The organism is Sporosarcina sp. Y1011 (assembly GCF_057669885.1).
Map to the genome: position 1 here is coordinate 291,587 of NZ_JBYHFP010000003.1, position 25,974 is coordinate 317,560.

Sequence of the window (25,974 nt, forward strand, 5' to 3'; positions counted from 1 at the left end):
ATGATGGATCTTTCAGCTTTGCTGAAAATCAAGAAGACCGAGATAAATGAAGGATCTTTCAGCTTTGCTGAAAATCCCACTTGACAGAAGGTTCTGAATTTGGTATAATGATTTCGAGGAGTGATATAGCCATGTATAAACGCCTAAAACGCAAATTGTTGAAACGGCTAAATGGCATACTCGGAAAGAAAACTATTGCTTAAACATATTAGCCTGCCATGAAATTGGTGGGCTTTTCTTTATTTTAAAGAAGTGTCATGCTACTATAAAGAGAATCAGTTCAAACGAACGTAAAAAGGAGAGCAAACGATGATTTATAAAGTATATTACCAAGAAACTACACTTCAAGTACCAGTCCGTGAAAACACTAAAAGCATGTACATCGAAGCGGACTCGGAGAGGTCAGTCCGCCAAAAGTTAAAAGATCGTGGCTATAATATCGAATTCATCCAATTGCTTGAAGGTGTTCATCTAGAACATGAGCAGGCTGCACCCTATTTCGAGCTCGAAGAGGTTTAAGGATGAAATCTATTAAAAACAATGAAACTGCCGTTTTCGCTTTAGGCGGACTAGGGGAAATCGGTAAAAACACATATGGTGTGCAATTTCAAGACGAAATTATCTTAATTGACGCAGGGATAAAATTCCCTGACGATGAGTTACTAGGAATCGACTATGTCATTCCTGATTACACGTATCTCGAAAAAAATGTGGACAAGATTAAAGGCCTATTTATTACTCATGGTCATGAAGACCATATTGGCGGTATTCCTTATCTACTTCGTAAAATTAATGTCCCTGTTTATGGCGGTAAGCTTGCACTTGGACTATTGAGAAACAAACTTGAAGAGCACGGTCTGTTACGAACTACAAAGCTGATTCCATTCGGCGAGGATGATGTATTCAAGTTTCGGAAAACGGCAGTATCATTTTTCCGGACAACACACAGTATTCCAGATGCTTTCGGTGTTGTAGTTAAGACACCGTCAGGTAACATTGTTCATACAGGCGACTTCAAGTTTGACTTCACTCCAGTTGGTGAACCCGCAAACTTGACTAAAATGGCAAAAATCGGAAGCGAAGGTGTTCTATGCCTGCTATCTGATAGTACGAATGCGGAAATCCCTAATTTCACAATGTCTGAACGAAAAGTTGGCGACAGCTTGAATGAGATATTCAGAAAAGTTGAAGGTCGAATTATCTTTGCGACATTTGCTTCGAATATCCATAGATTGCAGCAAGTCATTGAATCAGCTCAAGTATTTGGACGTAAAATTGCGGTATTTGGACGCAGCATGGATAACGCCATCACAATTGGACGTGAACTCGGTTACATTGATGCGCCTAAAGAATTATTTGTAGATACGCAATCACTTAATAAATTGCCTGCAAATAAAGTAATGATTCTTTGTACTGGTAGTCAGGGTGAGCCAATGGCAGCACTTTCACGTATTGCTAATGGTACACATCGTCAAGTTCAAATCCATCCCGGTGATACGGTTATCTTCTCTTCATCTCCAATTCCGGGTAATACGCTTAGCGTCAATAAAACGATTAATGCATTGTTCCGCGCGGGTGCAGATGTACTGCATGGTACTCTAAACAACATTCATACTTCCGGACACGGTTCTCAAGAAGAACAGAAATTAATGCTTCGACTGATTAAACCAAAATTCTTCATGCCGATACACGGTGAATACCGAATGTTAAAAATGCATACCGACCTTGCCGTCTCTTGCGATATCCCACGAGAGAATACGTTCATTATGGGTAACGGTGACGTACTGGCTCTTACACAAGACGAAGCACACCTTGCAGGCCGTATCCCCTCTGGCGATGTATATATCGACGGAAGCGGGATAGGTGATATTGGAAGCGTCGTATTGCGTGATCGCAGAATTCTATCTGAAGACGGACTCGTCATTGTTGTTGCAACAGTAGACTTGAAACGCAATCGCGTAGTTTCAGGTCCAGATATCATTTCCCGTGGATTCGTTTATATGCGCGAATCTGGTGCAATGATTCATGAAGCACAACAGATGCTTTCGAAACAAATGCAGCGGAAGCTCGCCAATTCACCATCAGATTTCGACGCACTAAAAAGTGAAGTCATCGATGTCCTCGGACCTTATCTATACGATAAGACAAAACGTAAGCCAATGGTTCTTCCTGTCATTATGGAAGTTTAATTGATTTAAGAACACAATTGAGTAATTATTGCATTTCAAAAGGAATGTTATAACACTGAATGCTTACTTGTTCATTGCACTGGTACAAAACTAAATTAACACACAAAAAGAGCCCAATTCACATATGAATTGGGCTCTTTACTTTTTCCTATATGTCAGAACTTGCGGCTAAAGTACAACTAGGAATACGGTTTGCTTCAATTAAGTGAGTGCGTTTAATAAAAGTCGCAATACATCGAGTGATGTAGAATTCCTACTAATAACGCTTCGCCGCTTTGCGGATGCCTCAGAGGGCACTGAAAAAGTCCGATTCCCTTCAATCCCGTCGATTTCCGTTCCGAGCGGACGCTTTCCGCGGGCACGGCTTCAGCCTCCTCGTCACTGCGTTCCTGTGGGGTCTTCCGCTCGCGCTGTTCCCGCTGGAGTCGCCGCTCTCCACTACAATCAACTAGTTCTTATTATATTAAAGAACTTTTTCAGTGGCCTCGATGCCTCCCGCGAAGTCGCGCCTTCGCTGGAAGGTCTATGTAAGAGGAAAGCATATTTCGTTATTGGGGATTAGAATTGCAATCTATAGTACTTCTATCTTCAATGAAATTAGTATCAAATAGTAATCACCTTATAATCTCAGTCCATAAATCTCAAAATCACAACTCACTAAATAATGGACACACCAGCGCAGGCGCGGCAAAGGGGTAGCCGAAGCCAAGAGACTGGATGCGAAGCGCTAATCCAGGCTCAGGGCGAGAGGCATCCCCAAAGCGCCAAGCGGTCTACAATCCACACTCTCAATCCCATACTCTGTCAATAATGAACACACTAGGGATGGCCTGACAAAGGATATATTCATTTTGAATATGCCGCGAAAACCGTCAAATTGTCTTGTTAGCGGAAATACAAATAGCACCGCCAATGGCAGTGCTGACTATCGTTCTAATTCGATGTTAGTTGGCTTATTATTTCATAGCTGAGTGCATTTAAGGTTTTTTACGGTCGTTTAATGAAGTGCTTTCTTTTCAAACTTGTGTATTTCTTCATCCGATCCAATTACAATTAAGATGTCTTCAAGCCTGATCTTTTCAATTGCCTGAGGGGATACAAGAATTTGCTTACCTCGTTTAATAGCGACGATATTCACACCATATCTCGCTCTAATATCAAGATCAATTAGTGTAAATCCAACAAGTTTATCATTTGCCTTTATTTCTGCAATTGAAAACTCGTCCGACAATTCGAGGTAATCGAGTATATTGTTTGATACCATATTATTCGCAATTCTGATACCCATATCACGTTCGGGATGGACAACCTGGTCGGCACCAATTTTCCGCAAAACTTTCTCATGCGAATCATTTTGTGCTTTCACCGTTATCTTTTTTACACCAATTTCTTTTAACATCAGCGTTGTCAAAATGCTAGCTTGTATATTTTCGCCAATCGCAACAACAACGTGTTCAAAGTTTCGGATGCCAAGTGATCGAAGAACCGATTCATCAGTAGTATCAGCAGCTACTGCTTGCGTTGCCAATTGGGCATACTGATCCACTCTTTCAGGTGATATATCAATCGCCATGACGTCAGCATCGAGTTCGATCAATTCTCTGACGATACTGCCTCCAAATCGGCCCAATCCAATCACTGCAAATTCCTTTTTCATATAGCACCCCTCCCTATCCACTAACCGGATGCGAATAGTTTATCATATTTAAGAAAAGCAGAAGGCGCCCGGAGCTAAACAACAATAACAAATCGCCTATCAACTTCGGTAATCCTTAAACATTCTTCTGTTTTAAAAAACCCGATGCCGCAAATGCGAAATCGGGCCAAATCCTACTCTTTTTTCATTTCATCTAGTACACGGTTAACACGTTTCTCAAGCATCTTCATGCCTCCGCCGCCCGCCTGGAAATGACGCAGCTGACCGTCTTTATCAAACACATAGTATGCCGGAACATATTGGTTATCAAATTTGTCGGTAAGTTTCGCTTCACTGTCAACGAATATTGGTTGAGTAATATCATGTTCAGCTGCAACTGATTTAATTTGATCTAAGTCCAGATCATCTTCCGAGCGCGGCATATGAACTGCGACGACATTTAAGTCCTCGCTATATTTGTCTCTAAATTGGTTAACTTCAGGCATTGCTTCTTTACAAAGGTGGCAGCTGACTGACCAAAAGTGAATCAGCGTCGGCTTTTCACCGACCAAATCCGTCTTCACTAATTCTCCATTTAACCATGCTGTCGCACCTTCAAGTTCAGGTAATTGATCACGTAATTTCATATCTATATCCTCCTTCATTTTTCAAAAAAATCCCCACTGCGTAATATATGCACGGGGATTTCATTTAGTAAGATTTGAACTTTATCTTAAAGTGTCTTCTGACCAGGTCTCCAGTTAGCCGGGCAAAGTCCACCCGTTTGAAGAGCTTGTAGAACTCGTAGTGTTTCATCTACATCACGGCCGATATTGTTGTGGAATACAGTTTGATACTGCAGTTCACCTTCTGGGTTAATGATGAATAGACCGCGTAACGCTACGCCTTCTTCTTCAATCAAAACACCATAATCGCTTGACGTTTTGTGGTTTGTATCTGCAGCAAGTGGGTATTTCAATTGCTCAAGACCATTATCTTTACGATCAGTGTTAATCCACGCCAGGTGAGTATGAATTGTATCTGTTGAAAGTCCAATAATTTCTGTATCCAAATCTTCGAACTCATCATAACGGTCAGACATTGCTGTTATTTCCGTTGGGCACACAAATGTGAAGTCCATTGGATAGAAGAACAATACTGTCCATTTATCATTTTTCATGTTTTCCTCAAGGCTTACTTTACCAAAAGACTTATCTGCAAGTACTGCATCCAATGTAAATCTTGGAGCTTGCTTACCTACCATACGATTAATCATTAAATAACCCCTCCACTAATTCTTTTGTGCTAGGTCATCTCACCCGCACAATCCTTTTCAAGAATAACAAAAAAAATGCCCTAATTCAAATAGAGTGGCTTGTCCAAACTACACTCTACTCAATATGTGGCAAATCCATGACGATTATACAATTAGTATGTTTAGCCTCTTCCCTATTTAGGGAAGAGGTGTGTAAGTGTCATTTACAATTAGATGGTTTTGGTGGGCGTGCTAAACAATACTCACAACCTGGATCGCTGCAAGAGTCTTCCCGCCATTCATCGCACGCCGGGCAGAAGATGGAATCGTGTTCGTCATTATAATCCAATGCATCAAGACAAACTTTACAGTGATTGGCTAGCTCATGTATACGGAGGATTTTCCGATTTTTCGTATAGTAAATACCCTCGAATCCTTTTTTATTCGTTATTAGAGTTTCTAGTGAATCCCAGCCGAATCCTAGATCTCTCATCGTCCATTTTCGATCATTAGGGTCCAAATAGAAAACTTTCTTTTTTCCCAATCAAAGTCCCCCCTTTATTCGCTATATTGTACCATGAAAAGACAAAATTTCAATTGCCGAGGGTGAATTCAGTTGAAGACATCAGTAACTATCACTAAACTTGATATTCTCCGATCACATATGTCATTCATTCTACCTTTAGGTTATGACAGTAGTAAAAAAGATGAGCTATTCTTAGCTATGAATAAAAACGCCTTTTCCTATTTCCAGTTGAACGACAACGCTGAGAAGGCAAACTATTACGGAGAAGGAATTACGGTAGACGGAAAGGAACTTGAACAATACTTTTTACCCTATATCGAACGTAAAATTTTTCCTACATCGCTGAAGGAGAACGGTTTCCATAGGTTTACTAAATCTATACAAGAACGCTTCATATACAGAGTCAGAGATACAAGTCTGCCCTTCATCATCCACAGTATAGATATCGTCGTAGCACCATTCGGCCTGGCCTTTCTATCAATTAGAGTCCAATTAGACAATGAAGAATCGGATCTCTCAGACGTCCTTGATTTTATGCATCATTTCAGGACAATCGATCAAAAGTTGGTAGAGGAGCGGGGAATGACAATTAGTTCTCCTATCTATGGAGATGGCTTATCCATACACGAATTGCTTTTTGTTCACCTCTGTCCATTTTTGACAGATTTCCTTCTCCAGGATAAAAATCTGAACGGCTATTTCGGTTCACTGCCTTACTATGAGGATGAGAGAATGTACGCTTCTGCATTTCTTTTCAGTCGGGAAGATTCACAAATAACTGAGGATCAATTGTATCGGATGGGCGCCTTGGATGGACGGTCACCTGATGGAAAGCCATTCATATCTGCAAAGAACCCTGAATACATCCACCGTTCTTTGGGCAATTCGCTGCACGATAGATGGGCTCCGGATACCTATACCATTGCAACTGAACATGCGTGTATCACCGTAACGAATCATCTTCCTAAAGATATGTCCAGGGAGCTTTCACAATACATGGGGACCCATTACTATAATTTTCTTCTACACTACTTTTATAAAGTCATGCTCTTACAAGTATCGTTCAATTATAGTGAAATCAATTGGAAAAAAGACGAGGAATACGTCAAATCACTCATCAAACTCATTACTCTTTTTACTTCCTGGTATTATTTTCAAGAAATCAGTACGCGCTCGGAAGGTAAAGAACTTTCAATGAGATTCCGGCAATCCTTTGCTATAGACAGCTTATTTAAAGAAGTAAATAAGACTTTGCAGGAACTTTATAAAAGCCAGGAAAACATTGCTTCTGACAGGATGAACATGCTCCTACTCATCCTTACTATTTTTACCGTCGTTTCAGGAATTTACGGAATGAACTTAGTCATAGATGATTGGGCGTCTCCTTCAGGCTGGAAAGCACTTTCTACGTATACTATTTTTGAATGGATATCCCTTGTTACTGCGTTGAGCGGAATTGCTCTATCTGTGTACTTAACTTTCACAACTATCGGAAAGATGGTGTTAGGTAAACTGCGACAAAAGAAATCAAATACGCACGAATGATTATGACCGGAACCCTTCGTTCACAAAAAGGGTCTTCCGGTTATATTTTATAAATAATAGTTCTTGATTTCCGACCTAGATTTTGTATAATTAAAAGGGTTTTTAGTAAACTTCGAGTATACTATCACTAAACTCCATAATAATTGGGGAGGAATGTCCATGAAGATTGGAAGTAAAATAAAAAGCCTACGTCTAAAAAAAAGACTGACACAGGAAGAACTTGCAGTACGGACAAATTTAACAAAAGGACATATATCACAAGTAGAACGGAATCTAAACTCCCCTTCCATTGAAACACTTTTTGCTTTGTTGGAGGTGCTCGGTACGACACCAAAAGAGTTTTTCGATGAACCCACAAAAAATGTGAAAGTCGTATTTTCCGCTGAAGATCAGACAATCTTCGTCGATGACGAACTGAAATATGATATTCGTTGGTTGGTGCCACGTTCCAATGAAAATGAATTAGAACCGGTTCTCCTAACTTTTCATGAAATGGGAGAGTTCAAGAGATTCGATCCTTCACCAGCTGAAACGTTTATCTATGTTTTAAAAGGCAAAATACGTATTGAAATTGGAGATTCACACCATTTTGCCACTAAGGGAGATGCTGTTTATTATGAAGCATCGGAGCATCACCGCTTATTAAACGCATACAATGGATCGAGTGAGATACTACTTGTTGTGACGGAATCTTATTTATAAAACGAAATGCGGCAAGACTAGACCATACAGAACTTTCACTATTAGAAAAAGGGGTGTCTACATGACGACTCAACCGATTATCCGTTTTGAAAATGTTACAAAAAAATACAGTAATGATACAACCGTATTGGACGGTGTATCATTCGAAATGGAACGTGGAAAGTTTTATACACTTCTAGGTCCTTCCGGTTGTGGTAAAACGACGATTCTAAGACTCATTGCAGGTTTCATCGAACCAACGGAAGGTACAATTTACTTCAACGGCAAAAAGATCAACAATATACCTGCCAATGAACGTCAAGTTAACACTGTTTTTCAGGATTACGCTTTGTTTCCCCATTTAAACGTTTTCGAAAATGTCGCATTTGGTCTGCGCATTAAAAAGGTAAAACAAGCTGAAGTCAAACGTCGCGTCATTGAAGCACTAAAATTTGTCAATCTAGAAGGTTATGAAAATCGGGAAATTGCGGAGATGTCAGGCGGACAGCGTCAACGTGTAGCTATAGCACGCGCAATCATCAATGATCCGGAAGTTATTTTACTCGATGAACCGCTATCGGCCCTCGATTTAAAATTGCGTTCTGAAATGCAATATGAACTTCGAGAACTGCAACAGAGACTGGGGAAAACATTCGTATTCGTTACCCATGACCAGGAAGAAGCTTTGGCGATGTCTGATGAAATATTTGTTCTGAACACTGGCGAAATACAGCAATCAGGAACGCCTTTAGATATTTATGATGAACCCATTAACCGATTTGTTGCTGACTTCATTGGCGAATCTAATATCGTACCAGGGAAGATGATTGAAGACTTTGTAGTCCAATTTACAGGACAAACATTTGAATGTGTTGATAAAGGACTAAATCCCAATGAAAAAGTGGATATCGTCATCCGTCCGGAAGATTTAGAACTGACAACGGTGGATAAGGGGAAACTAAACGTTACAGTAGATACCCAATTATTTCGTGGTGTTCACTATGAACTATCCACTTACGATAAAGACGGCAACGAATGGCTTGTTCATTCCACTAAAAAAGCGGAAGTTGGCGTAGTCGTTGGACTTGATTTTGATCCGGAAGACATTCATGTTATGCGATTGAATGAAACTGAAGAAGAATTTGATGCCAGACTTGAGGCATATGGGGTATTGGTCGATGGACAATAAACCATTGCGTCCATTTTATACAATCCCTTATGCCACTTGGATTTTACTATTCGTCATTGCACCGATTGCACTTATTCTTTACTATTCTTTTTTTGATTTAAGTGGCAATTTTACATTTGACAACTATATCAACTTTTTCTCATCGGTTTATTTAAAACTGACCATCAATTCGTTCTGGTATGCGTTTCTAATCACTTTGTTCACATTGCTCTTTTCATACCCGACTGCTTATTTCCTGACGAAGACGAAGCATAAGCAACTTTGGCTTTTGTTAATCATTATTCCATCTTGGATTAATCTTCTCTTAAAAACGTATGCATTCATTGGTCTTCTCGGTCTCTATGGCCCCATAAATGCATTAATGGAAACGGTAGGGATCGGCAAACAACAAATTCTATTCACCGATTTTAGTTTTGTTTTTGTTTCCGTTTATATTTTTATCCCATTCATGATTTTACCGATTTTCAATTCACTCGATAAATTGAATCCTGTGCTCATCGAAGCATCCCGCGACCTTGGAGCAAATTCATGGACAACTATCAGACGAGTAATTTGGCCACTTACTTTAAATGGGGTTAAGTCGGGAATTCAGGTCGTCTTCATCCCTGCCCTGTCGTTATTCATGATTACTCGACTGATTGCTGGAAATAAAGTTATTACACTAGGAACTGCAATTGAACAACAATTCCTTGTTACACAAAACTGGGGTATGGGTTCCACCATCGCCGTATTCCTGATTTTATTCATGTTTCTCATTATGTTGATTACAAGCAGCAATGATAGGGGGTCGACAATCAATGGAAAAATTAAATAAACTCCCTAAAATCTATTTGATTGCCGTTTTCATCATTTTATATGCCCCTATATTTTATTTAATTTTTTACTCGTTCAATTCGGGCGGCGGAATGTCGAATTTCGAATCGTTCACCCTTAAACATTATTCGGCTGTCTTTGAGGATACGAGGTTAATTGTCATTCTACTTAACACGATTATTGTCGCACTTTTATCAGCGCTTGTTTCTACAGCAATCGGTGTACTGGGTGCACTGTCAATTGTTTTCATGCGCAACAAAGCAATGCGCAAAGCCGTACTGTCACTCAATAATATATTAATTGTCAGCCCGGATGTCATCATCGGTGCTTCGTTCCTCATCCTATTCACACTAATTGGTGTGAAACTTGGTTTCGCTTCTGTACTAATTTCACATATTGCTTTCAGCATCCCTATTGTCGTAATTATGGTGCTGCCGAAACTGCAAGAGATGAGTCCCACACTTATCGACGCGGCACTCGATTTAGGTGCTACCAAACGAGATGTTTTGACACGCGTCATCATTCCGTTCATTAAACCAGGCATATTAGCAGGATTTTTCCTTGCGTTGACATATTCCCTTGATGATTTTGCGGTAACATTTTTCGTTACAGGTAACGGATTCTCCACACTTTCCGTTGAAATTTATTCAATGGCACGCTCAGGAATAACACTGACAATCAATGCATTGTCCGGGCTTATCTTCATAGTGACAGTCGGACTTGTACTTGGTTACTATGCGATAAGCCGCAAAACTAAAACTCCACTTTCGGGGGTGAGGAAATGAAAGACATTATACGTGGTGCAGTAATAATTCTTATTGTTTCCGCAGTCCTGCTTTTCGTCAATTCGAAATTGAATGACGGAGGTGCACGTTCCAGTAAGGATTCCATCACCGTTTATAACTGGGGTGAATACATTGATCCTGATTTGCTGAAACAATTTGAAAAAGAAACTGGAATTAAAGTATCCTACGAAACATTTGATTCGAATGAAGGGATGATGGGAAAAATCGAACAAGGCGGGACAGCATACGATATTTCAATGCCTTCGGAATATATGATTGAAATGATGCGCGATGCAGATTTGTTAGTCCCGCTCGATTACAGTCAAATTCCAAACATAAAAAACATTGACCCCTATTTCCTAGACTTGCCTTTTGATCCTGACAATAAATATTCTCTTCCTTATTTTTGGGGGACACTTGGAATCGCTTATAATCCCGAGCTGTTGGATGGTCAAACATTTGATAGCTGGGATAAATTATGGGATCCATCTCTAAAACAGCAAGTTATACTAGTCGACAGCGCAAGAGAAACCATAGGAATGAGTCTGAATTCATTAGGCTATTCATTGAACTCCACTGATTTAAACGAATTGAGAGAAGCGACTGATAAGCTGAAAACCTTAAGTCCTAATGTTAAAGCGGTTATCGGAGATGAAGTAACTCAACTGATGATTAACGGTGAGGCAGCGATTTCACTAACATGGTCCGGTCAAGCCGCAGACATGATGTATGAAAACGAGGATATCAATTATATTGTTCCCGAAGTAGGTTCAAATCTTTGGTTTGATAATATGGTAATACCGCGTACCTCTACCAACATCGAAGGTGCACATGCGTTTATCAACTTTATGCTCGATGCCGAAGTCGCGGCACAAAATGCTGATTATGTTGGTTACTCTACCCCGAATATAGCTGCTATGGATATTTTGGATCCTGAAGTGACAGAAGACGAGCGCTTCTACCCAGACAAAGAAACACGAGGACATCTTGAAGTCTATCGCAATCTTGGACTTGAAATGCTTGGACATTACAATGAGTTATTCTTGGAATTCAAAATGGATATGAAATGAATGTATGATTGACGACCTTTGTTTTCTACTTAGGTCGTCTTCATTAATTAAATATTGTATTAATATGTATTCAAATGAAGCTTATGGTATTATAGTTTAGTTACAGAAGTAGTTTAGAAAGCGGTGGTATTTCTGACAAACAAGTCTAATAATTTCGCTTTATATGTTTTAATGTTCAATATGTTTATAGCCATGGCAGGATTCGGTCTTATCATTCCTATCATGCCGGAATATCTCGGAACGTTCGGGGTTGCTGGTCAAGCACTCGGTTTTTTAATTGCAATATTTTCATTCTCACAATTTATCTTTTCTCCGCTTGCCGGTGATTTATCTGATAAACATGGTCGAAAAAAATTGATCATTATTGGTTTGATTATTATGGGTCTGTCCCAACTCGCATTCGGTTTAGCCACAGAATTATGGATGCTTTACGTCGCACGATTCTTCTCTGGACTCGGTGCTGCCTTCATGATCCCTCCAATGATGGCGTTTGTTGCCGATATCACTACGTACAAAGAAAGAGGTCGAGGGATGGGTCTGCTGGGTGCCTCAATGTCTTTTGGATTCATGATTGGCCCTGCAATCGGCGGCGCCCTTTCAAAAATTAGTTTAGAATTCCCTTTTTACTTCTCCACAGGAGCAGCTTTAATTGCAGCGGTTATCTCAGTTTTTGCTTTGCCGAATCCAGCCACTAGCAGTGCTGTTGAACCTGGAAGTGAAAAAAAGAGTGAAAATCTATTCAAACAGATGAAACGATCTACCACAACGCCTTACTTTGTCATGTTAATTGTAATGTTCGTCTTTTCTTTTGGACTCGCTAATTTCCAATCAACCATTTCTCTTTACGTTGATCACAAATATGGCTATACGCCTTCTCAAATCGCCGTCATTATTACAATTGGAGGTTTTGTAGGAGTTATCGCTCAGACATTCGTTATCAATAAACTGTTTAAAAGATTTGGTGAAATGCGTGTCATTCTAGTTAATCTTATCATCGCGGCACTAGGGATGATTGGTATTTTGTTCGTCGATTCATTTTTCACTATTCTTTTCGTTGCAACTATTTTCTTTACAGCCACATCTCTTCTAAGACCAGCCGTCAACACCCTCGTTTCCAAACTTGCTGGCAGCGAACAAGGCTATGCAGCAGGGATGATGTCTGCTTACATGAGCTTAGGAAACATGATTGGACCGGCACTCGCAGGCGTATTGTTCGATGTTAATATTATCTACCCATACATCATCGGAACAATCATCCTGCTCATCTGTTTTGCCCTCGCCAGCTTTTGGTCAAAACGAAACGGAGAATTATTAGCAAAGCTATAACACAAATCCACAGTCACCTATTCATTCAAGTAAAAATCCCTATCATACCGGCTATTATTCCGGCGTGATAGGGATTTTCTCATTAAATTACGCAATGCTCGATCCGGACTCCACTAGAGTCGTTAAAACCCCTTAAAAGTTATAATCATTTTGTAATTTCTTTGCGTGTTCCTGTACAATTTGTGTGAACGCATCAACTTGTTTCAACGCGAACGAAGATTCGTATCCTATCAGCCATGTATCCCGCGTCAATTCGAACTCTTCTTCGCTATTTAAAAGAGGTATTTTATTGACATTCTCATCCCCAGTAAGCGTAATCGAAGGCAAAATCGCATAACCGATACCGTTTATCGCGAGTTGCTTGCACGTCTCAATCTGATCTACTGTAATCTGACGTCCAGGATTTTGATGAAAATGACGCTGCCACCACCGCTGGATTTCCATATGGTAGTTTGAATCACTTTTAAATTGGATGAATGGCCTTTTCGTGTCTTTTAATTCATCAATTGATTTAATTTCACGATCCACTAAATAGAGACGATCCCGAAATAAATAGGTTTTTCTGCTCTTCCAATCAACCTGACCACGCACGATACCCACATGTGCCTCACCCTCATATAACGCTTTAACAATTTCTGAACTCCAACCCGTTATCAGCGAGATTTTTGCATCGGGATACCTTTCCACATACTCTTGTAATATTTGTGGCAACCAAGTCTGACCTACAATAGAGGCACATGCTATCTTCAAAGTACCGTGCACCCTGTCAGCCATCGAAGCAATCATTTCAAACGTTTCTTCCCTCTTAACGATTGCTTCATGTGCATAAGCGATGACAAGTTCTCCTGCAGGTGTTGGCTCAAGTCCTTTCTGAGAGCGAAGAAACAATATTGTTCCCCATTCTTTTTCAATTGACTGCAAACGCTGGGAAAGCGCAGGTTGCGATAAAAAAAGGCGCTCCGCCGCTTTTCGCATATTCCCTTCTTCAGCAAGTGCTTTGATGATTTCAAGTTCTGTCGTCGTCATGAAGAAACTCCTTTCCACGCGGGATTTTCAATATCAAAAGCAAACTGATTACAGCAAAAGCAGCTACAGCAATGTACACCCATTCTAAAGATCCATCGAGGATATTTTGTAACAAATTCAAATTTGAGTTTGGTAATGTTTGCCTCAGCTTTTCGGTTAGAAGAAGATTAATATCATCTAAACTGTAATCTAGGTTCTCTTTTTTGAAACCCGCCATTATCATACCGTTTAAAATAGCTCCAAAGAGTGCGGCTCCTACTGTATTTCCAAAGTTTCTCATGAACATATTAGCAGCAGTCGCAGAACCTCGCATCTCTCTTGAAACCGCCCCTTGGATTGTTACAGTGAAAGCTGTACTCGTCAATCCCATACCGATACCAACAAAGAAGCTGGACATGGCAGCCCACCACGGTCCAGACGCTGCATTCATCATAACAAACAAAGATGTCCCTAGAACAAGTGATATGCCCCCTACAAAAGAGACCGTAAACGGACCAAAGCGGATCAATAAATGCCCCGCGACAGACGACGCAATCGGCCAGCCTATGGACATTGCCGTCAAGGTGAATCCAGCAATAATCGCAGGTTGCTCCATGACACCCGTCACATATGTTGGTAAATAGGATGAAATACCAATTAATATGATACCTGTCGTAAGTGATACGAGATTCGCATACAAAATAACAGGATTCTTCCACATTGCGAATGGCATGACGGGATTCACTGCTTTTCTCTCAACTCTGACGAATAATGCCAGCGCTCCGAACCCCACCACAATAAGAGTAATGCTGTAAAATGACAGTCGACCAAATGACTGACCGCCTTCAACGAGCCAAAAGAGGATTGTGGATAATGATAATGTAAGAAGTATGGCCCCTTTATAATCAATTGACACTTTTTTCGAACGCTGAGGTTCGTGTAAAAACAAGTAGATACCGACCATAGCAAGAATGCCTAGTGGCACGTTTACCCAAAAGATAAATTTCCAATCCATATATTGGACAATCAGCCCGCCGATGACAGGACCGGATACCGCAGAAATCCCCCAGACACTCGATAAATACCCTTGGACTTTTGCGCGTTCTTCAGTCGTATAAATATCACCGACGATAGTCGTTGCAATCGGCATAACAGCTCCTGCGCCAATACCTTGTAATAACCTGAAAACAATTAACTGCTCCATTGAAACGGCAAAACCGCATAAAATGGAACCAATAATGAAAATGGACAACCCAATAAACAATATTGGCTTACGACCAAATATGTCCGCAAGTTTACCATAGACAAGAACAGTTACCGTACTCATCAGTAAGTAAGAAGAAAAAACCCAACTATATCTTGAAAACCCTCCGAGATCTGAAGCTATTGCGGGCATTGCCGTTGATACAATAGTTGCTTCTACCGCCCCGACAAACATAGCCAGCATAACCGAAATTAGTACCAATGGACGATTCGTTTTTTTAATGGTCTTCACTGCCATACAGTCTCCTTTCAAACAGAAAAAGGCCCCGCCAAGGAGCCAGTCGTTAAACCACAAATTCTTATTGAGCTGAATAAATGAATTTTTTAAATTGTTTCATTATCACCCTTCGCGTTAAAATACCGGCAAATGTACCGTCCTCTTCAGTAACACATAGGAAAGTATGGTCAATTAAAAGATCAAGTCCTTTTTGGAACCGATCACTCGTTTTTATAGTTGGTAAATCAGTCTGCATAATTGCATCTACTTTTAAGTTTGCTAGAAGTTCATATTCGATACGTTCAAGACCCAAAATCGAATCTGTTATCATTCCCATACTAAGCAACCCTTTGAGATGATATTTCGCATCAAGGACCGGTATAGCTGAATAACCTGTTTTTGTCAGAACAAGGAGAGCGTGCTCCGCATTATTACCAACCTGCACGTGGGCAACTTTTTCAGACGATATGATAAATTCCGCGATTGGTGTAAAAAGAAAATCCCTATTATTAATAGATATCATGTAAATCTGCTCCTTCTGTAGCTTTGCTATTCACCTAAAAACTACATATCTATCATATCATAAGAAGGGCATTCTTTCCTCAATTTGACAAAGAAAACCTCTCCGATTAAGAAGAGGTTGCATAATAGAAAATGACAATTAAAATGAAGAATGCAGCGGTGAGAGAAATCCAAATAATTGGATTCAAAGTAAACGGATGATCTTCGTTCTCTGCAGCAGTCTGGATATCTTGTCCACTTATAACTGCAAACGCCTTGTTCCATTTCCATACGGAAACAACACTAATCGAGATGATGATCAAAACAACGATGACAAATGGTACTGTCCAAATTTCCAAGCGTACATCTCTCCTTTCGAAGGTAGGATGCACTATTTATAAATAGTTAATCATCAAAACGGATAACTTTTTAACCATTGGCCACCATCAAGCGTAACAATTTCTCCATTCATATAAGATGCTTTATCAGACATGATGAATGCAGCCAGTTCTGCGACTTCTTCCGGCTGTCCGAGGCGACCTAAAGGAATTGAAGCCAATGTACGTTTCGCAGCTTTTTCTGATTCCCAGAGTTTGCCTGCGCCTCCTGTGCGCTCGATTGGACCCGGAGCTATCCCATTCACCCTAATTCCGTATTGTGTACCCCATTCAACCGCTAGCGTCCTTGTTAACGACATTACGCCTGCTTTGGCTGCTGCGGAATGAACAACACCTGCTCCTGCATCCCACGCATATGTTGCAAGCATATTTATAATCGATCCTTTTTGACCTTTTTCAATCCAATATTTCCCGACAGCCCTTGAACAGTAAAATGTTCCATTTAAGACGATCTCAATTACAGTATTCCAGCCATTTGGCGATAAATCTTCTGCTTTAACAATAAAATTTCCCGCTGCATTATTAACGAGACCATCGATTCTACCAAACTTTTCATCAGTGAAAGCAACTAATGCATCCACATTTTCTACTTTTCGTACATCCATCTGGAAGACGTGGGCATGATCGCCAATTTCTTCTTGCGCTAGTTTCAATCTATCCATATCCCTGCCTGTTATAACAACTTGGGCACCTTCAGCAGCAAATTTCTTCGCCATATATTTCCCCATTCCATTCGATCCACCAGTGACAATAAATACCTTTCCTTCAAACATTTCCATTCCCCCTCATAATGAATGAATATTCACTCATTATTGTATCATTTTATTTGCTATATGACGAGATTAATAGGATTGGGTTGACAGTAAAAAATGTGCCTATTTAAGTTGAAATAAAGAAACCCATCGAATCCGCTGGAGTGTGGGTTAAAAATCGCTTGGCGCTTTGGGGATGCCTCTCGCCATGAGCCTGGATTGACGCTTCGCATCCAGTCTCAGGGCTTCGGCGACCCCTTTGCCGCGCCTGCGCTGGGGTGTACATTATCGAGAGTGAGTTGTGATTCGGAGTGTGGGTTGTAGATCGCTTGGCGCTCTGGGGATACCTCTCGCCATGAGCCTGGATTAACGCTTCGCATCCAGTCTCAGAGCTTCGGCTACCCCTTTGCCGCGCCTGCGCTGGGGTTGTTCCATTATTGAAAGTAAATTCGAGATGTAAGGAATGAAATTATAATGTGAGTACTATTTGATTCAAATTACACTGATGAAAGACAGACTACAGATTGCAATTTTAATCCCCGACAACGAAATGTGCCTTCATACATAGAATATCCAGCGCAGGCGCGTCTACGTGGTAGCCGGAGCGATAAGACTGAAAGTGCTCTCCTCCGGCTTATCGCGGGAGGCATCCACAAAGCGCAGAAGCGGTATTAGCAGGGATTCTAATTCATTCCATGTATCGCAACTGATGTTAATCACATTCACCCGGTTTATGGCAGTACAAGTTGCAAATCTCATCCCTAATAACGAAATACGCTTTCTTACATTGACCTATCCAGCGAAGGCGCGACTTCGTGGTAGCCGAAGCGATAAGACTGAAAGCGATCTCCTTTCTGGCTTATCGCGGGAGGCATCCACAAAGCGCAGAAGCGGTATTAGCAGGAATTTTGATTCAATCTAAATATATTGGGTTCAACATATAGTAACAGAAACGGACAACTCATTTTCCCAGTTATCCGTTTTCTGTTGACTATTCAAAATATTTTTCAACGATTTCCTCGATAGGTATCGCTTTGCTGTATAAAAACCCTTGTGCTTTCTGACACTTGGCCTCCAGGAGAATCTGAGCCTGCAAATCCCTTTCAACCCCTTCAGCAACAACTTCCATTCCCAAGTTATGAGCCAGATTAATAATTGTCTTCGCGATTGCTTCATTTTTCACATCTGTTTCAATATCTTTGATAAAAGAACGATCGATTTTAATGATGTCGATTGGATACTGATTCAAATAACTAAGTGACGAATAACCTGTGCCGAAATCATCGACAGAAATTATTACACCAATCTCCTTCAGGTCATTGAGTGTTCTAAGCGTTTCAGTCATTTCTGTCAATGCACTTTCTGTAATTTCCACTTCCAAGGAAGAAGGTACAATGCCATAACTTAAAATTTTACTTTTTAATTTTTCCGAAAAATCTTCCATTCTAAACTGCTTTGGTGAAATATTTACAGCAATCCGTGCCGCCTTGAACCTTTTGTCCTGCCATTCTTTCAACTGACTGCATACCTGATTCAATACCCAATCACCTATCCCATGTATGAGACCCGATTCTTCTGCAATCGGGATGAATAGTGCGGGTGAAACAAATCCGAATTTACGGTTATTCCACCTAAGAAGTGCTTCGAAACTGCTAATATGGCCTGTTTTCAAATCGACTTGGGGCTGATAATGGATTGCCAATTCTTCCAGTTCAATCGATCTACGTAAATGCGATTCCATCAATGCTTCATCAGGGAAAGTTGAATTCATCTCTTCACGAAAGAAACGATAATGAGAACGACCGCGATCTTTCACAAAGGTAAGGGCATGTTCTGACTTCCGCAACAAATCTTCCAGCGTTTTCCCATCCTCTGGATACACAGCAATGCCTATGGACGCAGATATGAAATATTCTTGATGGTTGAAGTAAAAAGGTTTTCCAAAATCATTTAATAACTTTTGCGCAAACTTCTCCGTTTTTGAAACAGAATGATTTTGCAAGGAGACGATAAATTCATCTCCTCCATTTCGGTATAATCTTCCCGATGAGGGACAAATTACTTTTAAGCGTTCTGCAACGATTTTCAAAATTTCATCTGCACCATTATGTCCAAGCGATTCATTAATCATCTTAAAACGATCTAGGCCAAGGTGTATGAATGATAGTCGTTCATCACTTTTCAAGGCATAGGTGGCGTCTTCAGTAAAATGCTCCTTCATCGCACGGCGATTCCATAGACCTGTCATATGGTCATGATAAGATAAATAAAAAAGTTTTTCATTATTTCTTTGATTGGCAGAAGTATCCCGTAGTATCAGGTGAATTTCTTTTACTTCTTCAAACACGAAGACAGGAATCAGCTTCATATAAGTAGGTAATAAGTGGCCTCGTTTGTGGAAAAAGGTCGAACTTTCCATCTCCACTGATTCGCCAGATAGGGCACGGTGCAGGATTTGTTGAAACTCAGCTATTTTATCCTCACCTAGCAGATCAATGAATGTACGGCCGGAAAGTTCTTTAAAACGATAACCGAATGCTAAATGAACTGCACGGTTGGCATCGATAATTTTCATGCTTTGATTAATGGTTATAATCGGATCTATATTGTGGTCAATAACAGAGTTATATTTGTTTTGCAATTCTGTTTGTAATTCTCTTTCCGCGGCGATATCCATTCGTTCACGTAATTCAACATAGATATACTCACTTTCATACTCTTTAGTATGGAAGTGGAAATCCAATTCGAATAATCCCTTCAGTCCGTTTTGCATTACTAGAATTTCAGTCGCAAAATCGAAGTGATTATGATATTTATGTATAATTTGTATGAACGATTCCCACATATCTCCAAAAAATTCTTGTGCTGATAACGGGACTTCTCTAGCAAAGTATTGCAAAGCTAATGCATTAGCATAAAGTACTTCAAACCCCTCTTTTTCATTTTTCCTAATTAGTATGGACATTTTGAAAGAATGATTAAAAATAGAGGATTCTACTATTTTATCTATCTGGTCTTCTGCTTCAGTTTTTCTCATGAGTGCCTCCATTTATAGTCTGTATGCTTAAAGATTCACCGAACAACAATCTATTCAATTCTTTTGTTTGTACTTCAAGAATAGTTTGTACCATTTACAGAAGACCATGTATCCATAAGGGTACTAATTTAATTTTCCATGATTTCACAACTATTTGTGTAAGGAGGTATACAACTCTTATCATTCTTGGTATTATCGAAACATATGCAATCACACAATCATTTATAAAGGAGGCTTATTTTGAAACATAAACATTCAATCCGTCAATTGGCGATTGCCATCTATACAGTAAATCGACACGCTAAAACTGCTCCTGATAATAAACAACTTTATGCATTTAAAAAAATGGCGATTGATAAACTGATTCGTTCAGGCAACGCAGAAAAAATCGGATTACACTTTGTCGATAATCCGAAATTTAGCAAGCAGCATTCCACGGTCCTCGTTCGTTGTGACGAATTCCTCTTTCACACACTCCCAGAAAAAGAAGACTTCAACACACTTCCACACCTCGGACAACAAGATCCGACATCTCGTAACCCACAAGAACGAATGAGTCTTAAAACAGCTCGTGAAATTCTTTCCAATTATGTAGAACCACTTCAGCAGAAAACACGCGAGAAGAAAAAGGTTCCTCCAAAAAAATCAATCCATACGATGCAAAACACTCAAAGTTTTCGCTCCTCTTATTTAGACGGAAAATGAAACTGACTGAATCCTATCTTGATCATTAGGATTCAGTCAGTTTATTCAAATTCACCTGAACTATTCCATGTTCATTTATTTAAATTGTTCCGCAATCACTTTTTCAAAATCGACGAGGAGCGTCATGCCATTGTCTCGTTTGATAACGCCTGAAACGGGTACTTTATCACCCATATACATGTCTGAAGCAGGTTCAATATCAGTGAAATTAATGCGTTGAATCTGTGTGACACTCGTCACATCCAGAACAACTGTTGTGCCATCGAATTCCGCTACGATGTACTTCGATTCCTCCGTGTCATTAAAATCTGTATTTCCTGTTACCTTCCTTAAATCAATGACCGGAAGCACTTCGCCCCGTAATTGTATAATTCCTTCGATAAATGGATGGGCATGTGGCAATACAGTTACTGGAACAGGTTGAATAATTTCACGAACATGTTGAATACTCAGTCCAAAATTACTTTGTCCGACTTGAAACTCTACAAATTCAAAAACTTCATATGTGACTTCATCGGATTTTATCGTGTTCATATGTCCATCTCCCACCTATTGATGATCGTTATTGATTAGATTCATTCCTTAGGTCTATTTTCGGTCTATTTTAGCTATTATTGAGGTTTATTCATATCTTTTATAAAGAACTTGTGTCCCTTTTTCCGCGAAGCCTTTCTGTTCAAGCTGCTCGTACATTTCACGCGCAAGTTGTAAACCCGGAAGTGGTAAATTCATTTCTTCCGCTTCTATCAAAGCGATATTCATGTCTTTCAAAAAATGTTTAACATAAAAACCTGGTTCAAAGTCTCCTTTTAGCATACGCGGTGCCAAGTTCGACAGTGACCATGAACCCGCTGCCCCAGTAGAAATGGATTTCAGGACTGTTTCAGTATTTAACCCTGCTTTTTCAGCATACGCTAGTGCTTCACAAACACCGATCATATTTGAAGCAATTGCAATCTGATTGCACATTTTAGCGTGCTGTCCAGCACCGGCCGTTCCTTGATAAACAATTTGTTCTCCAAAGTTTGATAGAATCGGAAGAACTGCATTAAACGTTTTTTCGTCACCACCACACATAATCGACAACGTTCCATTCCTTGCACCGATGTCCCCACCTGAAACAGGTGCGTCAATTGCAGACATTTGCAGGTTGCCCCCTCGTTCTGCAATCCGTTTCGCTAGCGCAGGACTAGATGTCGTCATATCTATAAGGATCTGTCCCGCCCTGCCATTTTTAAAAATCCCATTCTCACCAAAATAGATTTCTTCTACATCTGTCGGATAGCCGACCATCGTGAAGACCAGGTCTGCACCCTTCACAGTTTCCCCGATTGTATCCGACCAGGTTGCACCTGCCTCAATGAGTGGCTCCGCCTTTTCTTTTGTACGTGTGTAGATGTTCACTCTATAATTGTTCTTCAGTAAGTGTTTAATAACACTGGCACCCATTACACCTGTCCCGATAAATGCCACCTTTTCTATTTTCAATACGATTCCCCCTAATTAGTAGTAGCACTATTTATCGTATCAAAGAAAATCATTTTTTCCATCATTCATTTAAATTTTCAAAAAAAGGAGGACGGACCCTGTGAATAGGGTTCCGTCCTCAAAAGGGGGAAATGAGAATGTTGCTGTGTTCTACCTTAATTTCCCCCTTTTCCAAGGTTATTAAACATTGTTTGTAAAATATTTTTTCTAGGTCATCTAAAAATGTGATTCCTTCTTCTTCCGTAACAGATAGAGTTATATGTGCTAAATCTTTTCATTGCTCAAAAGTTATTTTTTTCTTCTTCATACTGATTCATGAGATAATCAAGTTCATTGCTAAGTACTATCGTTTCGTCAGCATTCAGTCCTTTTTTCAACGCTCGTTCAATCATCTCTTCACGCATCATTTCAATTTTTTCTTCAAGACTCCATTCCAAGATGATCCCTCCAAATATAAAAGATAGTTAAAATATTATTATACAGCAATACTCTTCTAAAATGATAATAAATCACCATCAGATTCCGTCAACTTTGAAAAGTGACAAAGAAAAAAGCAACTGATGGATATCACTTTACGTTCTGCTCTTAATAAGGCAAACTAGTAAAGTATAAAGAGTTATGCAACATTTATGAGTTTCATGCGTCTAAATTAAATAAGGAGGGATTTACGATGAAATTAAAATGGAATTTACTGCTAGTAGCAGTCGCGACCACTTTACTTCTGACAGCATGCGGTACAAATCCCGATGCTGGCGAGGATACAACAAATGGTTCAACGGATGTAGTCGAAGAGACAGATAAAGTCGTTGAAGATGAAAGTTCAGATGAAGTTGTCGAAGAAGAATCAGAAGATGTTGTACAAGAAGAATCAAAAGATGTTGTACAAGAAGAAACAGGAGTAGAAGATGAGACGACAAGCAATGACGCCAAAGAAGATTTCATGAAAGATAGCAAATTGACAGATAGCGATGAACAAAATTACTCTATTTCTGTTCTTCCGAAGTATACATTAACAAGTGAAGAGCCCGGCAAGGACGTTCTTATGGCTACAGAAGACGAATCTGTATTCATGCGTATTGAAACCATGCCAGTAGAAGAAGGTACTTATGATTACTTACTTGAAAATATGGGCGCTGTGCTAGAAGCATCCAGTGATGGCGGCACTCCTGTTGAAGTTACTGACGAAACGTCAATTCCAGTCGGTGAAGGCATCGAGAACGCAAAAGTTCTTTCTGTCAAAGCTGAAACCACATCAGTTACAGGAATTCTCTTCGAACGCGGAGATATGATTGTTCGCTTAACAATTTATGATTCCCTGAACGAAGACCATTTTGAAAGTTTTCTACGTATGAGCGAAACAATTGTTGCTAAATAACAGAACAACAAAAGCGCCAAATGGAACGTATCCATTTGGCGCTTTTCTATTTCTTCCTTCGACTGCACTGATTCTATCAGCATACAATCGGATTTTACGATAGATTTTTTACGGATAGACCTAGCTTCCGTAACAATTCGATTGCCTGATCTTGTTCTTCGATTGTAAGTGATGTCATAATCGATTTAATATTAGCTGCGTGTTCCGGAAATATGGATATCATGAGTTCCTCACCCGCAGTTGTAATGGCCATATACGTCACACGCTTATCCGCCTCACAATTAACGCGTTCCAATAAACCTCTTTTTTCAAGTTTATCAACCACGTATGTCATTGAACCACTACGCAGTAAAATTTTTTGTCCAATCTTTTGAATCGGCTGTCTCCCAGTATGATGCAGTAGTTCAAGAACAGCAAATTCAGTAGGGTTAAGCCCATGTTTTTCACTTGTCCTATGTGCCTCTTCCAATATTACTTTGCTTGCTCTAGATAAAACGATAAATAGTTTTAATGCCCGTTCTGTATCTTTTGTCATTATTCAGTGCCACCTTCTATATCCCGTTCCATTGTTGCCTTCATTATAGCGGTTAGAACGCATTGATGTCAAAAGGCATGAAAGTCGTTAGCTTATTGCGTCAACAATACACTCTTATCATTTAAAACCTTCTCAGTTCCATGTGCAATTGCTGGAGGAAATGTTAGTATAAAGGTCGTACCCTTTCCAACTTCACTTTCGACAGCAATCATTCCACCATGTTCTTCGATTATTTTCAGAACAAATGGCAGCCCAAGTCCTGTTCCATTCGATTTGGAAGTGAAAAACGACAAGAAAACCTGCTTCACTTGCATCGTATCCATTCCTTTTCCAGTGTCGGTAACCTTTAAAATTACTTTTCCTGAGCTATCCAAATTCAAGGAAGTTGTAAGTATGCCTCCAGGAGTCATTGCTTCGAGTGCATTTTTAAACAGATTCAGGAGAACTTGCTTAATTTTATCGGGTTCACCATAAATCAATGACTCTGGAATAGACACTATTTGTTGCGATATAGTGATGCCATCCATTAAAGCTTTCGGTTGGATAACCTCAATCATATCCGCAACCAGGAGTTCCAAGCAGAAGGTCATCTTCTTGTTCGTACTGGGTTTTGAAAGGATAAGCATTTCTGTCAATATCGATTCCATCCTTAGAACTTCTTCATCAATGACATTTAAGTATTTCATCGTGTCAGATGTTGCTGAAATCTTAAGTAATTGAATAAAACCCTTCATGGTCGTCATTGGGTTCCTAATTTCGTGAGCGATGCTAGCCGCTAGCCCACCAAGAGTCGATAATGATTCTGAATGCACCAAATGTTGTTCTATAGCAACCTTTTCTGTATGATCTCTCATCCGTATCAGATACGTTTGAGTCTCACTGTCGAATGAAGTAATAATATTATAGTATCTACGATCACGAAGTGAACGTTCATACTCAACTGTAATTTCCGCGTAGCTATAAAGTTTTAAACTTTTAAAGTAATCAATCAGTATATCATTATCTACATTCAATAATTCTAAAACCACTTTAGCCGACTTTCCTACAAAGTAGTCCCTTGGTAAATTAAAAAATTCAGTGTGCATCTCATTTACGTCACAGATTGCTCCTTGAATGTCCGTGAAAATCAAAAAGTTGTCAGAACTGCGGAAAGCATTAATATATGTTTTTTCTGCAATATCCGGAAAACTCTGTGGAATATCGAAAAGTGCAATCGTTTGTTGGTCATCTTCAAGATACATCAGATGCATTTTAACAGTACAAATTCTGCCTACTAATCGAATATTTAAGTTTATTGTCTTATCCTTAAATTCAGTAACAAGATTTGTTGTATTGTCCCACAACTCATTAGTCAGACCATCAAGATAATCACGAATATTATTCTTTTTACTAGTGCCAAAGTTTTCCCTGAATGATTGATTTGCATATAAAAGCAAACCCTTATTATCAAAAACTGTACCCGGTCTGTTTGCATTATCCAACATGAAAGTTATGTGTTTCATTACTTTTCCCTTTTTACAGCTCAAGTGTACGCCCCCTGTTCCCGTTTCAAAACAATATGAAATATGACAATGGTTCATGCTAAGATATCAAATTTTTACAATAATCACCTTACTTGGATTATTCCATATTCAGGGTGTAATGAAAATGGAACTTTGTACCTATATTTGTAATTTTTCGAAC

General features: G+C 39.7%; 26 protein-coding genes. 11 read left to right on the forward strand and 15 right to left on the reverse strand.

Features of this window, described 5'->3' with window-relative positions; translation table 11 throughout:
* The first annotated feature begins 309 nt into the window (after positions 1 to 309).
* Both AC25Y5_RS05670 and rnjA read left to right on the forward strand, forming a co-directional pair.
* A complete protein-coding gene (locus AC25Y5_RS05670) occupies positions 310 to 519 on the forward strand; it encodes a DNA-dependent RNA polymerase subunit epsilon (protein WP_488139474.1) in 210 nt (69 codons plus the stop codon).
* Between the two features lie 2 nt (positions 520 to 521).
* A complete protein-coding gene (rnjA, locus tag AC25Y5_RS05675) occupies positions 522 to 2,189 on the forward strand; it encodes a ribonuclease J1 (protein WP_488139475.1) in 1,668 nt (555 codons plus the stop codon).
* A gap of 997 nt (positions 2,190 to 3,186) precedes the next feature.
* On the opposite strand, the gene AC25Y5_RS05680 is transcribed toward rnjA, so the two are convergent.
* The 4 genes from AC25Y5_RS05680 to AC25Y5_RS05695 all read right to left on the reverse strand — a co-directional run bounded on the left by AC25Y5_RS05680 (position 3,187) and on the right by AC25Y5_RS05695 (position 5,624).
* Positions 3,187 to 3,846 (reverse strand): potassium channel family protein, encoded by a 660-nt coding sequence (locus tag AC25Y5_RS05680; RefSeq protein ID WP_488139476.1) that lies wholly within the window; start codon positions 3,844 to 3,846, stop codon positions 3,187 to 3,189.
* Positions 3,847 to 4,019: 173 nt separating this feature from the next.
* Positions 4,020 to 4,472 carry a TlpA family protein disulfide reductase gene (locus AC25Y5_RS05685; protein ID WP_482100297.1) on the reverse strand — a complete coding sequence of 151 codons (453 nt, stop codon included), beginning with the start codon at positions 4,470 to 4,472 and terminating at the stop codon, positions 4,020 to 4,022.
* Positions 4,473 to 4,558: 86 nt separating this feature from the next.
* Complete coding sequence (locus AC25Y5_RS05690) at positions 4,559 to 5,101, reverse strand: peroxiredoxin (RefSeq protein WP_482100296.1); 543 nt, start codon at positions 5,099 to 5,101, stop codon at positions 4,559 to 4,561.
* Between the two features lie 199 nt (positions 5,102 to 5,300).
* On the reverse strand, positions 5,301 to 5,624 hold the full coding sequence (locus AC25Y5_RS05695) for a hypothetical protein (RefSeq protein WP_488139477.1): 324 nt from the start codon (positions 5,622 to 5,624) through the stop codon (positions 5,301 to 5,303).
* A gap of 72 nt (positions 5,625 to 5,696) precedes the next feature.
* On the opposite strand from AC25Y5_RS05695, the gene AC25Y5_RS05700 reads away from it, so the two are divergent.
* The 7 genes from AC25Y5_RS05700 to AC25Y5_RS05730 all read left to right on the forward strand — a co-directional run bounded on the left by AC25Y5_RS05700 (position 5,697) and on the right by AC25Y5_RS05730 (position 13,015).
* Positions 5,697 to 7,151, forward strand: a complete 1,455-nt coding sequence (locus AC25Y5_RS05700) for a hypothetical protein (protein ID WP_488139478.1) — start codon at positions 5,697 to 5,699, stop codon at positions 7,149 to 7,151.
* A 159-nt stretch (positions 7,152 to 7,310) separates the two neighbouring features.
* On the forward strand, positions 7,311 to 7,853 hold the full coding sequence (locus AC25Y5_RS05705; protein WP_488139479.1) for a helix-turn-helix domain-containing protein: 543 nt from the start codon (positions 7,311 to 7,313) through the stop codon (positions 7,851 to 7,853).
* Positions 7,854 to 7,914: 61 nt separating this feature from the next.
* Positions 7,915 to 9,021 carry an ABC transporter ATP-binding protein gene (locus AC25Y5_RS05710; RefSeq protein ID WP_488139480.1) on the forward strand — a complete coding sequence of 369 codons (1,107 nt, stop codon included), beginning with the start codon at positions 7,915 to 7,917 and terminating at the stop codon, positions 9,019 to 9,021.
* Positions 9,011 to 9,835 carry an ABC transporter permease gene (locus tag AC25Y5_RS05715; RefSeq protein ID WP_488139481.1) on the forward strand — a complete coding sequence of 275 codons (825 nt, stop codon included), beginning with the start codon at positions 9,011 to 9,013 and terminating at the stop codon, positions 9,833 to 9,835. The genes AC25Y5_RS05710 and AC25Y5_RS05715 overlap by 11 nt, the downstream gene beginning before the upstream one ends.
* On the forward strand, positions 9,819 to 10,619 hold the full coding sequence (locus tag AC25Y5_RS05720; protein ID WP_488139482.1) for an ABC transporter permease: 801 nt from the start codon (positions 9,819 to 9,821) through the stop codon (positions 10,617 to 10,619). The genes AC25Y5_RS05715 and AC25Y5_RS05720 overlap by 17 nt, the downstream gene beginning before the upstream one ends.
* Positions 10,616 to 11,689: an ABC transporter substrate-binding protein gene (locus tag AC25Y5_RS05725; RefSeq protein ID WP_488139483.1), complete on the forward strand. Its 1,074-nt coding sequence runs from the start codon at positions 10,616 to 10,618 to the stop codon at positions 11,687 to 11,689. The genes AC25Y5_RS05720 and AC25Y5_RS05725 overlap by 4 nt, the downstream gene beginning before the upstream one ends.
* Positions 11,690 to 11,821: 132 nt before the next feature.
* Complete coding sequence (locus AC25Y5_RS05730; protein ID WP_488139562.1) at positions 11,822 to 13,015, forward strand: MFS transporter; 1,194 nt, start codon at positions 11,822 to 11,824, stop codon at positions 13,013 to 13,015.
* 132 nt (positions 13,016 to 13,147) lie between these two features.
* Here the strand turns inward: AC25Y5_RS05730 and ccpC are convergent, their stop codons facing one another.
* The 6 genes from ccpC to AC25Y5_RS05760 form a co-directional block, all read right to left on the reverse strand.
* Positions 13,148 to 14,041 (reverse strand): transcriptional regulator CcpC, encoded by an 894-nt coding sequence (gene ccpC / locus AC25Y5_RS05735; RefSeq protein WP_488139484.1) that lies wholly within the window; start codon positions 14,039 to 14,041, stop codon positions 13,148 to 13,150.
* Positions 14,022 to 15,521, reverse strand: a complete 1,500-nt coding sequence (locus AC25Y5_RS05740; RefSeq protein WP_488139485.1) for an MDR family MFS transporter — start codon at positions 15,519 to 15,521, stop codon at positions 14,022 to 14,024. Before AC25Y5_RS05740 ends, ccpC begins: the two co-directional genes overlap by 20 nt.
* Before the next feature lie 61 nt (positions 15,522 to 15,582).
* A complete protein-coding gene (cbpB, locus tag AC25Y5_RS05745) occupies positions 15,583 to 16,023 on the reverse strand; it encodes a cyclic-di-AMP-binding protein CbpB (protein WP_488139486.1) in 441 nt (146 codons plus the stop codon).
* A gap of 106 nt (positions 16,024 to 16,129) precedes the next feature.
* Positions 16,130 to 16,360 carry a hypothetical protein gene (locus AC25Y5_RS05750; RefSeq protein ID WP_488139487.1) on the reverse strand — a complete coding sequence of 77 codons (231 nt, stop codon included), beginning with the start codon at positions 16,358 to 16,360 and terminating at the stop codon, positions 16,130 to 16,132.
* Between the two features lie 53 nt (positions 16,361 to 16,413).
* The gene (gene fadH / locus AC25Y5_RS05755) at positions 16,414 to 17,172 is read right to left on the reverse strand and encodes a 2,4-dienoyl-CoA reductase (RefSeq protein ID WP_488139488.1); all 759 of its coding nucleotides are present in this window, start codon (positions 17,170 to 17,172) and stop codon (positions 16,414 to 16,416) included.
* Positions 17,173 to 18,142: 970 nt separating this feature from the next.
* Complete coding sequence (locus AC25Y5_RS05760; RefSeq protein WP_488139489.1) at positions 18,143 to 20,188, reverse strand: putative bifunctional diguanylate cyclase/phosphodiesterase; 2,046 nt, start codon at positions 20,186 to 20,188, stop codon at positions 18,143 to 18,145.
* A 240-nt stretch (positions 20,189 to 20,428) separates the two neighbouring features.
* On the opposite strand from AC25Y5_RS05760, the gene AC25Y5_RS05765 reads away from it, so the two are divergent.
* Entirely contained in the window at positions 20,429 to 20,893 is a 465-nt protein-coding gene (locus tag AC25Y5_RS05765) for a YkyB family protein (RefSeq protein WP_482100283.1), read from the forward strand.
* Between the two features lie 75 nt (positions 20,894 to 20,968).
* Here AC25Y5_RS05765 and AC25Y5_RS05770 read toward each other — a convergent pair whose 3' ends face one another.
* From AC25Y5_RS05770 to AC25Y5_RS05780, 3 genes are all read right to left on the reverse strand, one after another.
* The gene (locus AC25Y5_RS05770) at positions 20,969 to 21,427 is read right to left on the reverse strand and encodes a chemotaxis protein CheW (RefSeq protein WP_488139490.1); all 459 of its coding nucleotides are present in this window, start codon (positions 21,425 to 21,427) and stop codon (positions 20,969 to 20,971) included.
* A gap of 87 nt (positions 21,428 to 21,514) precedes the next feature.
* Positions 21,515 to 22,381 carry an NAD(P)-dependent oxidoreductase gene (locus tag AC25Y5_RS05775; protein ID WP_488139491.1) on the reverse strand — a complete coding sequence of 289 codons (867 nt, stop codon included), beginning with the start codon at positions 22,379 to 22,381 and terminating at the stop codon, positions 21,515 to 21,517.
* A 281-nt stretch (positions 22,382 to 22,662) separates the two neighbouring features.
* A complete protein-coding gene (locus AC25Y5_RS05780) occupies positions 22,663 to 22,818 on the reverse strand; it encodes a Spo0E family sporulation regulatory protein-aspartic acid phosphatase (RefSeq protein ID WP_482103846.1) in 156 nt (51 codons plus the stop codon).
* Between the two features lie 233 nt (positions 22,819 to 23,051).
* Between AC25Y5_RS05780 and AC25Y5_RS05785 the strand changes: the two genes are divergently transcribed.
* Positions 23,052 to 23,756 (forward strand): hypothetical protein, encoded by a 705-nt coding sequence (locus tag AC25Y5_RS05785; protein WP_488139492.1) that lies wholly within the window; start codon positions 23,052 to 23,054, stop codon positions 23,754 to 23,756.
* A 94-nt stretch (positions 23,757 to 23,850) separates the two neighbouring features.
* Here AC25Y5_RS05785 and AC25Y5_RS05790 read toward each other — a convergent pair whose 3' ends face one another.
* Together AC25Y5_RS05790 and AC25Y5_RS05795 are read right to left on the reverse strand one after the other, a co-directional pair.
* Complete coding sequence (locus AC25Y5_RS05790) at positions 23,851 to 24,294, reverse strand: MarR family winged helix-turn-helix transcriptional regulator (protein ID WP_488139563.1); 444 nt, start codon at positions 24,292 to 24,294, stop codon at positions 23,851 to 23,853.
* A gap of 89 nt (positions 24,295 to 24,383) precedes the next feature.
* On the reverse strand, positions 24,384 to 25,817 hold the full coding sequence (locus AC25Y5_RS05795; RefSeq protein ID WP_488139493.1) for an ATP-binding protein: 1,434 nt from the start codon (positions 25,815 to 25,817) through the stop codon (positions 24,384 to 24,386).
* Between the last annotated feature and the right edge of the window lie 157 nt (positions 25,818 to 25,974).